This is a genomic window from Bacillus sp. MT(2024) (assembly GCF_036362845.1).
Classification (GTDB): Bacteria; Bacillota; Bacilli; order Bacillales; family Bacillaceae; genus Bacillus; species Bacillus velezensis.
Genome location: NZ_CP143632.1, coordinates 2,062,049 through 2,074,670 on the forward strand (window position 1 = coordinate 2,062,049; position 12,622 = coordinate 2,074,670).

Annotated in this window: 9 protein-coding genes; 1 reads left to right on the plus strand and 8 read right to left on the minus strand. The window is 46.3% G+C overall.

All coding sequences use genetic code 11. The features are described 5' to 3' along the window. Positions 1-61 precede the first annotated feature (61 nt). Positions 62-1,030, plus strand: a complete 969-nt coding sequence (locus tag VP472_RS09880; protein WP_146277014.1) for a bile acid:sodium symporter family transporter — start codon at positions 62-64, stop codon at positions 1,028-1,030. A gap of 27 nt (positions 1,031-1,057) precedes the next feature. Here the strand turns inward: VP472_RS09880 and VP472_RS09885 are convergent, their stop codons facing one another. The 8 genes from VP472_RS09885 to VP472_RS09920 all read right to left on the minus strand — a co-directional run bounded on the left by VP472_RS09885 (position 1,058) and on the right by VP472_RS09920 (position 12,545). Further along, positions 1,058-1,804, minus strand: coding sequence for an MBL fold metallo-hydrolase (locus tag VP472_RS09885; protein WP_064107644.1), 747 nt, complete (start codon positions 1,802-1,804; stop codon positions 1,058-1,060). A gap of 73 nt (positions 1,805-1,877) precedes the next feature. Then, a complete protein-coding gene (gene odhB / locus VP472_RS09890) occupies positions 1,878-3,125 on the minus strand; it encodes a 2-oxoglutarate dehydrogenase complex dihydrolipoyllysine-residue succinyltransferase (protein WP_064107643.1) in 1,248 nt (415 codons plus the stop codon). Positions 3,126-3,140: 15 nt separating this feature from the next. Continuing rightward, positions 3,141-5,975, minus strand: a complete 2,835-nt coding sequence (gene sucA / locus VP472_RS09895; protein ID WP_146277016.1) for a 2-oxoglutarate dehydrogenase E1 component — start codon at positions 5,973-5,975, stop codon at positions 3,141-3,143. Positions 5,976-6,202: 227 nt separating this feature from the next. After that, positions 6,203-8,119, minus strand: a complete 1,917-nt coding sequence (locus VP472_RS09900; RefSeq protein WP_052586095.1) for a vWA domain-containing protein — start codon at positions 8,117-8,119, stop codon at positions 6,203-6,205. 10 nt (positions 8,120-8,129) lie between these two features. Continuing rightward, entirely contained in the window at positions 8,130-9,020 is an 891-nt protein-coding gene (locus VP472_RS09905) for an AAA family ATPase (RefSeq protein ID WP_003153758.1), read from the minus strand. A gap of 77 nt (positions 9,021-9,097) precedes the next feature. Next, complete coding sequence (locus VP472_RS09910) at positions 9,098-9,688, minus strand: superoxide dismutase family protein (RefSeq protein ID WP_057080768.1); 591 nt, start codon at positions 9,686-9,688, stop codon at positions 9,098-9,100. A gap of 83 nt (positions 9,689-9,771) precedes the next feature. Then, complete coding sequence (locus VP472_RS09915; RefSeq protein ID WP_077722459.1) at positions 9,772-11,013, minus strand: C40 family peptidase; 1,242 nt, start codon at positions 11,011-11,013, stop codon at positions 9,772-9,774. 320 nt (positions 11,014-11,333) lie between these two features. Further along, the gene (locus VP472_RS09920; RefSeq protein WP_146277018.1) at positions 11,334-12,545 is read right to left on the minus strand and encodes a macrolide family glycosyltransferase; all 1,212 of its coding nucleotides are present in this window, start codon (positions 12,543-12,545) and stop codon (positions 11,334-11,336) included. Positions 12,546-12,622: the final 77 nt, after the last annotated feature.

The following is a 12,622-nucleotide window of genomic DNA, read 5'->3' on the forward strand; positions in this document are numbered from 1 at the left end:
GAGTACAGAAAAGTCAGTCATATTTTCTGACTGATTGATTGGATATAAAGGAGCTGTGTTTATGGAATGGCTGAAAAAAATAAGCGGGTTTGCTGGCCAAACCTTTGGCTTGTGGGTTATCGTCTTTGCCGGTTTGGGATTCGCCTGCCCTGATTTGTTTACTTGGATCAGTTCTTATATGACGATTTTCCTTGGTATTATTATGTTTGGGATGGGGCTTACTCTTCAAACAGACGATTTTAAAGAATTAATCAGAAAGCCTTGGCATGTCGTGATCGGAGTCGCTGCACAGTTTACGATTATGCCGCTTACGGCTTTCTGTTTATCAATCGGGCTCCGCCTCCCCGCAGAAATCGCCGCGGGCGTCATTCTGGTCGGATGCTGTCCGGGCGGTACGGCATCAAATGTCATGACGTTTTTGGCGAAAGGCAATACGGCACTTTCTGTTGCGGTCACCACGATCTCAACATTGCTTGCTCCTATTGTAACGCCGGCACTTATTATGCTGTTTGCGAAAGAGTGGCTTCCCGTTTCTTTCGGTTCACTGTTTGTTTCCATTATGCAAGCCGTGCTTTTGCCGATCGTCCTCGGGGTGATTGTGAAGCTGTTCTTCAAAAAACAGGTCGGACAAGCCGTGCACGCGCTTCCTCTCGTATCGGTAATCGGCATCGTAGGGATTGTATCCTCTGTCGTCAGTGTAAATCGTGAGCATCTGCTTCAATCCGGACTGCTGATTGTGTCTGTCGTCATCTTACATAACGGAATCGGATATTTGTTAGGATTCCTGACTGCAAAGCTGTTCAGAATGGATTATGCTTCACAAAAAGCGATTGCGATAGAAGTCGGGATGCAAAATTCCGGACTGGGCGCAGCACTTGCGACAGCGCATTTCTCCCCTTTGTCAGCCGTGCCGAGCGCAATTTTCAGCATATGGCACAATCTGTCGGGGTCTGTTCTTGCCACCTACTGGTCTAAGAAAAAAGAGAAAAACAGCGCCGAAGAAGAAACGGCAAAGATTCCGTTTTCATAACTGAACAAGGATAGGCTGCTGCAGCTCCTATCCTTGTTTATTCTGCAGATCACGAAACAGGCGCAAAAGCGCTTTTTTTACATCCCCCTGAAATAAACCTCCATGATAACAAATCAATTGGCGGATATCGTAATCGAGCAGCCGCTGCACAGAACGGACCGCATCATCCATATGTAACGTATAGCCAGGATTAGCAAGGTTCAGCTTTCCGTCTTCAATGACGACCGCATCACCTGTGACCATTGTTTTTTCGGCAGGCAGATAAAGACTGATATGGCCGGGTGTATGACCCGGCGTGGCTACAATCCGAATGCCTCCGCACCAAGGCAGCAGCTCACCGTCAGTAACTGTCCGGTGAACTGGAGCCGATTCGACTGATTGAAGCGAGCGGATGAACTGTTTTGCATAAGGCTTTGCATCCTCTGGCAATGAACTAAACGTTGATTCAGCCTGCTCAAGCCGTAAAGATTTTTTAGAGCCGTCAATATACGGCGCTTCACGCTCATGTACTGTCACGCTGATATCCGGGTGCAAACGGTGTAATGCAGCGAGTGAGCCGATATGATCTATATCGTGATGCGTTACAATGATTTTTGTCAATGAATGAAGCGACATTCCATGCCGGGCAGCAGCATGTTGAAGATGGTTTGTAAAACCGGGATATCCGCAGTCTATTAATATCGTGTCATGTTCGTCTTGCAGAAGAACCGGAGTGATTGAATGCAATTCTTCATTATATTCAAATTCGATCTCAAGCGGATAACAGCTTTTCATATAAATTCTCCCCTTCGCTCAATAAAAAAAGTACACTGCTTGTAAGGGCAGTGTACTTTTTGTCTGTCTCAAATTATCCTTCCAGCAGCAGCTGTTCCGGATCTTCAAGCAGGTTTTTAATGGTGACAAGGAACCCGACCGCTTCTTTACCATCTACAATTCTGTGATCATATGATAAAGCGATGTACATCATCGGACGGTTTTCAGAGCGCTCCGCATCAATTGCTACTGGGCGCAGCTGAATTTTGTGCATGCCTAAGATCCCAACCTGAGGGCTGTTTAGGATCGGTGTTGACATAAGCGATCCGAATGTACCTCCGTTTGTGATCGTGAAGGAGCCTCCTTGCAGCTCACCTAATGTTAATTTATTGTTTCGCGCTTTCTTCGCAAGTTCGCCGATCTCTCTTTCAATGCCGGCAAACGTCAGGCGGTCAGCGTCACGCACGACTGGGACGACAAGCCCTTCTTCAGCCGCGACAGCGATACCGATGTCATAGAATTTTTTCACGATCAGCTCATCGCCTTGAATTTCAGCGTTAAGGAGCGGGAATTTTTTCAAAGCAGCCACGACGGCTTTTGTAAAGAACGACATGAAACCGAGTTTTACATCGTTTTGCTCAAGGAATTGGTCTTTACGGCGTTTTCTTAGATTCATAACGGCCGTCATGTCAACTTCGTTAAATGTAGTCAGCATCGCAGAAGTCTGCTGCACTTCAACCAATCGTTTCGCGATCGTCTGTCTGCGGCGGGACATTTTTTGCACTTCGACAGGTTTGTCAAAGCTTTGCTGTGTTTTTTGAGCCTGCTGTTTCGGCTGTGCCGCAGGTTTTGAAGCCGGTTTTTCATAAGCTTCCACATCTTGTTTGCGCACGCGGCCAAGCGGGTCCCCCGTCGGAATTTGTGATAGATCAATTCCTTTTTCCCTTGCCAGCTTGCGTGCAGCCGGAGACGCTACCGTTCTGGATTTCGCTTCTGATTGTGCTTCCTGGCTGACTTCTTGTGCAGCAGGTTCAGCTTTTGCTTCCTCTTTCGTTTGTTCATTGGCTTGAGCACTTTCTGAAGGGGCGGGTGCAGAACTTTCGCCAGCGCCTTCTGTAATGGTACCGATAATTTCTCCTACTTGGACGGTATCACCCGAATCTTTCAATACCTCTTTTAGAACACCCGATTCTTCTGCTGTCAATTCAACATTTACTTTGTCCGTCTCCAGTTCAAGCAAGTACTCACCCTGTTCTACATAATCACCGGGCTGCTTTAACCATTGGGCTATCGTTCCTTCTGAGATTGATTCTGCTAATTCAGGTACCTTAATTTCCGCCATTTTTACATTTCCCCCTTAGTTTTTGCGAGTCAAGCTATCAGATACAATGCGTTCCTGTTCTTTTTTGTGGACTGTCGGATCTCCTTCTGCGGGACTGGATCGTCTTCTTCGGCCGATGTATAGGACATTTACTCCTTTTGGCGCAATTTCCGTCAGATACGGGCTTATATAACTCCATGCCCCCATGTTCTGCGGCTCTTCCTGAACCCAAACGATCTCTTGCAGGTTCGGCAGTTTGGCGAAAAGCTCCTTCGTATCTTTTGCCGGGAACGGATACAGCTGTTCGATTCTGGCAATATGGAGCCAATCCTTATCGCCTTCCATTTTGTTGAAGTGATCGCTGATATCAATTGACACTTTTCCGCTTGATAATACGACGCGAGTCACTTTTTCGTAAGCATGGGAAAGACCGGACTGCTCATAGACAGGCTTGAATCGGCTTTCGCTCAGTTCCTGCACTTCAGATACCGTATTCGGGTTGCGCAGCAGGCTCTTCGGCGTCATGATCACAAGCGGACGGATTTCCTCACGAAGCAGCATTTTCGCTTGTCTTCTTAAAATGTGGAAATACTGAGCCGCACTTGTCAGGTTGGCCACTGTCCAGTTGTTTTCCGCCGCCAGCTGCAGGAACCGCTCGACGCGGCCGCTGGAGTGTTCAGGGCCCTGCCCTTCGTAACCGTGAGGCAGCAGCATGACCAGCCCTGATTTTTGTCCCCATTTTGCCCGTCCTGCAGATATGAATTGATCAAAATAGACTTGAGCCGCATTGGCAAAGTCCCCGTACTGCGCCTCCCACAACACAAGCGTTTCAGGCGAATACACGTTGTATCCATATTCAAAGCCGAGAACCGATCCTTCAGAGAGCGGGCTGTTATGCACCGTAAATGAAGAAGCGCAGTCGTCTAAGTGATGGAGAGCAACAAATTCTTCTCCTGTTTCGCTGTCATGCAGCACAAGGTTTCTTTGAGCGAACGTTCCGCGCTCTGAATCCTGCCCGGTCAGCCGGATCGGCGTGCCGTCTTTCAAAATGGAAGCAAACGCAAGCGATTCAGCCAATGACCATTCAACTTTACGGTCATCATCAAACGCTTTTGCACGTCTTTCCAGGATTCTTTTCAGCTTGCCGAACACGTTAAAGGATTCCGGCCAGTTGATAAGTTCGCCGTTCAGCTTGCGGAGAACATCAAAATCAATGGCTGTGTCAACGTCTGGAAAACCGTTGGACACCGGCTCCGGCAATTCAATTTCCCGTACGGCGTCTTCTTTTTTGGCGGGCACCTTTTTATAGGCGTCTTCAATTCGTTTTGTCACTGCCATTTCGATGTTTTGCGCTTTTTCCTCGCTGATCAGTCCTTCACTTACGAGTTTTTCCGCAAAGATCCGCTTGACAGTCGGGTGTTTTCTGACGGCATCATACAGCATCGGCTGTGTCGTTGAAGGCTCATCCATTTCATTGTGGCCGTATCGTCTGTACCCGATCAAATCGATTAAGAAATCTTTATTGAACCGCTTCCGGTATTCAACCGCAAATTTAACGGCTGACAAGCATGCTTCCGGATCATCCGCGTTGACATGAACGATCGGAATTTCATAGCCCTTCGCCAAATCACTGGCATATTTCGTTGATCGTGATTCATCGCTTTCAGTGGTAAAGCCGATCATATTATTGGCGATGATATGAATAGCCCCGCCGACCTGATAGCCTTTCAGAGAGCTTAAGTTCAGCGTCTCGGCGACAATGCCTTCTCCCGGGAACGCTGCGTCACCGTGAATTAAAATGGCGAGCGATTTTGTTTCATCTTGAACCGGGTACCCCTTTTGCGTTCTTGTTTCCTGTGCCGCCCGCGTGCTTCCTTCAACAATCGGATTGATGAATTCCAAGTGGCTCGGGTTATTTGCAAGCGTAATCCGCGCGCTTTTGGTTTCAGCATCCTGAAGCTGTCTGTCTGCACCGAGGTGATATTTGACATCGCCCGTCCAGCCGTAGCTGATGCCGGTCGATCCTTCAGATGGCACAAGGTCTTTATTCGGCGCGTGCTGGAATTCTGAGAAAATAATTTCATACGGTTTGCCGAGCACATGCGCAAGCACATTTAAACGGCCTCTGTGCGCCATCCCGATATTGACATTGGTTGTGCCCGCTTTCACAGACTGGGCGATAATGTCGTCAAGAACCGGCACAAGCGCGTCTAATCCCTCAATTGAGAAACGCTTCTGACCGACGAATGTCCGGTGTAAAAATTGTTCAAATCCTTCTACTTCCGTCAGTCTTTCTAAAACGGCTGACAGTTTTTCCAGTGAATTTTTCCGGAACAGTTCTCCGGACTCGACCATTTTTGTAATCCATGCGCGCTCTTCGAAATCATGCACATGGTCAAACTCGAAAGAGATGGTTCTTTTATAGGTATTGCGTAAATGCTGGATGGCTTCTAAGCCGTTTGTTATATTGGCAGGTGCGTCTTTACAGATGACAGACGCGGGTATTGCTTTCATTTCTTCTTCTGTAAGCCCGTACTCGGATAACGGAAAGAGCTCGCTCTTTTTCGGATCCTTTCTGAGCGGATTGACGGAAGCGTTCAGATGGCCATAGGTTCGAATATCTTCTGCAAGTTTAACTGCTGCTGCGATCTTTTGAATCAGATCTGCGGTGACGCGTCCCTGTTCCTTTGTTTCCGATGCCTCTTTTATTTGGCTTGGCGGAGCGCCTAGTTCGTCAAACATGTCTTTCAGATCCGGATCAATGCTGTCTGGATCTTCAGCATATTGGTCGTACAGCTCCAGTGCGTAGCCGAGGTTCGGTCCGTAAAAATCTTCCCAATTCATTCTTTGTTTCATATTATTTTGAAACATTTGAATATTACCCCCAACCTAGATAATCAAGTGATCAATTCACTATCTTGAAATAACTTTTGAACGCTGTGCCCAAAATTATGTAATAAAAACGCTTCCAAGGATATTTTACCACTGATTGCGTTTGGATTCTACCTTGATTGTTCACAAAATAGTAAAAAAAACAGATCAATACCGAAAAAATTAAATCATTTTAAAATAAAAAGCGAAAAAGCATAGGAAAAAGCCTATCCTATGCTTTTATGAAGCAGTTTTTTCAAGAGCGGATACAGCACATCGGGCAGCTGATCGACATCCGGAACAAAAATACTGTACTTTCCGTACATATCCTGAATGGTTTTCATCTGGGATTCTTCTATCGCAGTATTGGACAGAAAAACATTTATGACTTCTATCCCTTTTTTTCTCGCTTCGATGACAGCCTCGCTCGTATCGACGATGCCGTTTTGTTCGTATCCGAATGCTGCCGGCTCTCCGTCTGAAAACACGATTAAAAATTTTTGCGCCTCACTCCGCCGCATCAGCTGTTTCGTCATTTGTCTGATGGCGTATCCGTCTCTGTTATCTTCTTCAGGCGCAAGCTGCATGATCAGCGGACCCGCAGCCTGCAGCAGCGACTCTTCAAACGGAATGACGGTATTGAAGAAATTCGGCTGGCTCGTTTCGGTTGCTTCGTTTGTATCCTCCCAAAATCCGACGATTTGGTGAGGGACGGACACTGATTTCAAGGCTTCATGAAAAAGAACGATCCCTCTTTTTGTTTCATCCATTTTGTCAAACATGCTGGCCGAACAATCGACAAGCAATGTAAAAACGGCGTCAATGTCTGAAGACGGGTCCTGCTTTTTATAGAAAAGGCGCGGGTTCCGTTCCGTAAAATAGCGGATCAGTTTGCGATTCAGCCGGCCTGCGTGAAGGTCGGTCCGCGGGAGTGTTTTTTTGTGCTCAAGTGTTTTTTGTATCATCTGCTTCAGGCGTTTTTGATATGATTCTATCGTTTTTGCCTGTTCTTTATAAGACTGCTCCTCTTCAGGAGACGCTTTATGAGGCGTTTGATAAACCGGGAAGGCAAATTTGTTTTCTTTTCCGTCAGCCAGCCCGGCGCCCTCATGTTCATCCTGAATGGATTCAAGCGCTTCCAGTTTGGAGTAATCCTCTCTTTTCGTCTGACGTGCGGAACCTTGAACGGAGCCGAGCGCCTGGTCACCGTCATCGCCTTCTCTGGCTGCGTCTTTCCCAAGATCTGATTTCGCGCCGTGCTCAATATCAAATTGAAGGAAGCTTTTTGACGGCGCTTCGGTTTCCCGGTGCCACGTATTCATTTTCTCTTCAAGGATTTCTTCATCTCCGTCGGAAGACTCAGGGAGCGTGAGATCGTCACTTAACGAAGGCGCTTTTTTTACGCTTTCGAATAAAGGCTCTTCAGCCGCTTTTTCGTAATCAAGTTCCGGCAGAAAAAAGTATGTGTTCAGCATATCTTTCTCAAGCACTTCATCAAGGCCTTCCATGAGGTCTTCCGTTATTGTTGCGATTTGTTCCGTAGAATCCGCCTCATACACCCGGATGAGCTGACGTTCAATATACGGTATCATCATATCAATATTTTCATGCATGGAAGGAATGCCTTCAAGCGGAGACTCAGCCGTCAGCTTGACAAACATCGCGCAATACAAAGCGTCGGTGAAAATGCTCCGTTCTAAATTCAATGTCAGCTGCGTCGTGAAATATTTCCTGTACATCTCCCTCCGCTTCTGAAAAACACGTTTCGTTCCCGGCCGTTCTTTTTTGATCTGCTCTTCAATTCTGATATCCTCGAGCAGCATAAACAGCTGCTTGGCAAAGCTTTGGCGGGTGAAGTGCCGGTGAACGTCATTTAAAAACCCCGCAAATACCCGAAATGAGCTGCTGCGTGTTCCGACAGCGCGCAAATAGACATCGCTTTTCAGGCCGGCTTCCATATCCCCGGCTGATCGGTCTTTCCAAAAGTGGCTCATGTAAATTTTCTTTTCAAAGGGATTGTAGTAAGACTGCACGCCGTATTCCACTTCAACTTCACTGCTTCTGGTCAGTGTTTTGGCCAGATCAGTCAGCATCATGAACAAAAACGAATCAATCGTGCTGTCGTTAAATTTGATAAACTTCATTGTATATCCCTCATTCGAACAGCGTTTCTGCAATATTTCTGACAGCGGCTTTTTCCCTGTCATCGTCAAGTTTTTCCACGATGCCTCTTTCAATCGCCCGTTTCGGCGGGATGTACGCAGCCAAGTCGCACGTATCAATGAGAGCCCTGATGGACGCCGCTTCTTCTGACACTTGTCCGTTATGCGCTTGTGCGATTAAATCAGAAGACAACGTCATAAAGCGCTCAATTAATTTCTCATCTTTTAAGACAGACTGAGAGGTCAGCACCTGCTTCAGGAGGCTTCCTTTAATATACGGAACATCAATGATGACAAAACGGTTTTTAAGTGCTTCGTTCAGCGGAACGGTGCCGACGTAGCCTTCATTAATCGCGGCGATAACACCGAATCCTTCGCTTGCCTTAATCACTTCTCCTGTAAAGGGATTTGTCATCATTTTTCTGTAATCAAGCACGCCGTTAAGAATCGGAAGGGTTTCAGGCTTTGCCATATTGATTTCGTCAATGTATAAAAAATGTCCCTCGTTCATTGCGGTTGTTACAGGTCCGGGAACGAATTCAATTGTCGCCTGCCCCTGTTCATTTTCAATCGTTTTATAGCCGACAAGCGCTTCTGCATCGAGGTCTACGGAGCAGTTGACGCTGTGCATCGGTTTATGAAAATAGTTCGAAAGCGTTTCCGCCAATTTTGTTTTCCCCGAACCCGTCGGTCCTTTTAATAAGATATTTTTTCCCATTGTCAAAGCGATGACGGCATCGAATACAATCGCTTTATCTTCGGCCTCATAGCCTGATGATCCGATTAAATCCCGGAATTCTTGGGAAACGGGATGATTTTGATAAGCCTGCAGTTTGTTTTGTATATCTTCCGGAAGTGATAGGTGCTGTAATTCTGAAGTCATAGGTGATGTTTCCTTTCCATTTGTATTCCATAACCGAGTATACTAAAAAAGCCCTTGTATACTCAATACAAAAGGGCTCATTCCCTGCGGGCGCTTTTTGTCAGGGGAGCGCAGGCGATTCTGGCTCCGGAATTTCCGCTCGGGTTTGTTAAATAATCGTCCGTATGTTCATGAATGACGAACGCGCTTCCGTCCCGGTCGAGCAGGCTGAGTCTGCTCCCTTCTTTTAATGAAGTTTGCGGCGCGTTCATAATGACATCCACTTTACCGTCAGCCCCCACTTCAAGATTGGGGAGATCCCCGGCGTGATGACCCATCGGATTGTTGAAGCCGTGTTCTTTGTTCAAAGGGTTGAACGGACCGCCGGCTGATTCGAAATCAGGTGCCTGACATGTCCCTTTTTCATAAATATGAAATCCGAGAGAAGCGCCGGGTGGCAGATGTCCCGCTGATATATGAATGTCTGACCCTTCATCATCAGATTCCCTCACTTCGATATATCCGATCGTTTTTCCGTTTTGATTGATGAGTCCGGCATGCTCACGGTATGCAGATGCTTCCAATGCGCGGCTTTCCCCATGTTTTTTGGGCGGAACAGGAGCGGGTCTCCCCCCGCAGCCGCAAAGCGTAATTGATGCGAGCATGAGAAAAAGCAAGAGACGATTCATGCTTCCTCCCCCTTATTTTTTTACCCATCAGTCTTGTCAAAACGTGAAAATGATAAACAAAAAAAGCCCCGAAAGGCTTTTTTTTAAAAATAACTGCGCGCTCCTAAATAAGCTTTTTTCCAATATGGATTGCTTAAGTTTGAAATTTCAACCCCGGAGGAGCTTGCGTGAATAAAGTCTCCTCCGCCTAAATACATTCCCATATGAGAAGGGCCCGCTTTATATGTCGTAAAGAAGACAAAGTCGCCTGCTGACGGCTGGCTGATATGTTTCATCGTATTCCAATATCCGGCCGTGCTCAGACGGGAAACAGAGCTTACCTTATTTAAAAGGTAATAGATGTAACCGCTGCAATCGAAGCCCGCAGGCGTATTGCCTCCCCAGCGGTAAGGCACGCCGACATGTTTTTTCGCCTCGCCTATCATTCTGTCAATCTTTGACCCTGTCACCGGAGGTTCGGGAGTATTTGGCTTGTTTGGCTTTTCCGGTTTGTTATCCGGCTGACGCACAGGATCTTCTGTTTTTCCCGTTCCGTTAATCACCAGAACCTGTCCGATTTGAAGCACATCAGTTGTCAGTTTATTTTTGTCTCTGATGAGCTGAGCGGTGATACCGAACCGATTAGCAATTTTCCAGAGGGAATCGCCTGCTTTTACTTTGTAAGTGGATGGCTTCTCAGAAGGGTTTGAATGAGATGGCGGTGTTGTGCCGCTGTTTCCGTTATGTGAAGAACCTTTGATCTTTAATACTTGATTCGGATACAGCATGTCTGATGTTAATTGATTCAGCTTTTTCAGTTCGGCGATGGTGATGCCGGTTTGATTGGCGATTTTCCACAGCGAGTCACCCGGCTTCACAGTGTAAGTCCCTGATGCGCCTTTATCAGGCTTTGTCTGTCTGCCGCCTCCGTCCGTGCCGCCGGCAGACCCTTTAATTTTCAGTTTTTGGCCCGGATAGATGACATCTGAACTCAAACGGTTCAGGCTTCTCAATTCAGAAACGCTCATTCGGTATTTTTTTGCGATCACCCATAATGAGTCTCCGTATGTAACTGTGTAGGCACCCGTGCTTGGTTTTCCCTTTTGCCCCGTTTTATGTGTGCCGCTGCCGTCGGGAATGTGCAGCCGCTGTCCTGGATGGAGTATCGTTGATTTCAGTTTATTTTCCGCCTGCAGGGCTGAAATACTTGTATGATATTTTCGGGAAAGCTTCCAAAGAGAGTCGCCGCTTTTTACTTGAATGGTTTTTGCTTCAGCGGGATGCACGGCGAAGGTTGAAGTCATTACTGCAGATACAGCCAGTCCTGCTGCGATTTTTTTCTTCATATAACGAAAAACCTCCTATTTATCATTGCTGAAAGGGACGTCCCTTTTCTTTGGACGCCGCCTGTTATGCAGGATTCATTCAGAAGTCGACATTAATTCCGATTCATTTGGTCTTAGATCATCACCAATGCCACACATTTTACATAAATTGAGAACATTTCACAAAAGACTTTGGAATCATTTTCATAACATGGCTTTTTTCCGCGACATTCCACCTTTCTTGTCTGTTTTTCATACAATTCTCTTTACGGCGTGAAAAATCCTCCCGAAAAACAATCAAAAAAAGCCCGCTTCCTTTAAAGGAAGCGGGTGACGGCTGATTACAGAACCCGGGTCTCGGCAGTTTTCACGTCTTCTGCTATCAATTCCGCTGCACGCTGTGCTCCGCCGGCCGCTTTCAGGGATTCTCCGATTTCAGAAGCTTTTGTCTGATATTCAGGATTTTCGCTCAATTCTTTTATTGCTTCAGTGAGCAGTTCCGCTGTTACATCTTCTTTTTTAAACATCTTGCCCGCGCCCGTGTTTTCCACTTGGCTTCCGACGGCGAACTGATCTGCGCCCATCGGAATGACGATCATCGGAGTTTTGTAGTAAAGCCCTTCGCTCGTACTGTTCATTCCGCCGTGAGTGATAAATAAGTCCGCTCTCTTCAGGATCTCAAGCTGCGGAACATAAGGCTTTACAATAACATTCTCAGGAATTTCATCAAGCTCCGCCGGATCAAGATGTTTGCCGATTGACATGACGGCTTTTCCGTTAAAGTTTCTGACCGCTTTTAAGCATTTATTAAACAATTCCTTCTGATTGTTAAAAATCGTGCCCATTGAAATAAACAGGACTTTTTCTCCTTCAAGCTGGTCAAACGGGAAATCTTGAGCCGCCGGCCTTTCAGTTATGGACGGACCGACAAAGAGATAAGAATCGCCAAACTCTTCTTCTTTCGGCTGAAACGCTCTTGAAGTAAATACGATGGTTTTTCTGCCGTCATTTGAGAAAATATCATACGGCGTTTTAATGTCTGCGCTGAATTCTTCATTGAGCCGGCTGACCGCTTCGGTATAAGCCGGATAATGAGATGATTCCTCTGATACAAGGTTTGTATTTGAAAACACTTCTTTAATAAATGCTTCATTCATTGCAAATGTCGTGCAAAGTGAATATGCCGGCAGTTTCAGCTTATTTCTCACAAGCCTTCCTGCCAGAAAATGATGATCATACAGGATGTAGTCATAGGACTCATCTTTTACTTCCTCAAGAATACGGAGTGCAGCTTTTTTGGAAGTCTCAATCATTAACAGTAAAAACTCGGTAGCATCCCGCTGTTCATCACCCGTTGCGTTTTTTCCGAATTCATCTTTTCGGAAATCTTCATATTCACGGAATTCCGCTCCGCTTGACGCGATTTTGTGCTCATATTCCTTCACGCCGTAATATACGACATGTTCCCCTTTTGCCTTCAGTTCTTTTACGACGCCTAAAGACGGATTGATATGGCCTTCTCCCGGAAAGCCGATCATCAATACATTTGCCATCTTTCCACTCCCTATTCTTTTAAATTTTATGTATATTTAAACGATAACACCAATACAGAAAAAGGTAAAGATGTTCA

Excerpts from the sequence above, each read along its gene's own strand:
- VP472_RS09880 (WP_146277014.1), top strand. The coding sequence starts at position 62 with ATGGAATGGCTGAAAAAAATAAGCGGGTTTGCTGGCCAAACCTTTGGC.
- VP472_RS09885 (WP_064107644.1), bottom strand. The coding sequence starts at position 1,804 with ATGAAAAGCTGTTATCCGCTTGAGATCGAATTTGAATATAATGAAGAA.
- odhB (WP_064107643.1), bottom strand. The coding sequence starts at position 3,125 with ATGGCGGAAATTAAGGTACCTGAATTAGCAGAATCAATCTCAGAAGGA.
- sucA (WP_146277016.1), bottom strand. The coding sequence starts at position 5,975 with ATGTTTCAAAATAATATGAAACAAAGAATGAATTGGGAAGATTTTTAC.
- VP472_RS09900 (WP_052586095.1), bottom strand. The coding sequence starts at position 8,119 with ATGAAGTTTATCAAATTTAACGACAGCACGATTGATTCGTTTTTGTTC.
- VP472_RS09905 (WP_003153758.1), bottom strand. The coding sequence starts at position 9,020 with ATGACTTCAGAATTACAGCACCTATCACTTCCGGAAGATATACAAAAC.
- VP472_RS09910 (WP_057080768.1), bottom strand. The coding sequence starts at position 9,688 with ATGAATCGTCTCTTGCTTTTTCTCATGCTCGCATCAATTACGCTTTGC.
- VP472_RS09915 (WP_077722459.1), bottom strand. The coding sequence starts at position 11,013 with ATGAAGAAAAAAATCGCAGCAGGACTGGCTGTATCTGCAGTAATGACT.
- VP472_RS09920 (WP_146277018.1), bottom strand. The coding sequence starts at position 12,545 with ATGGCAAATGTATTGATGATCGGCTTTCCGGGAGAAGGCCATATCAAT.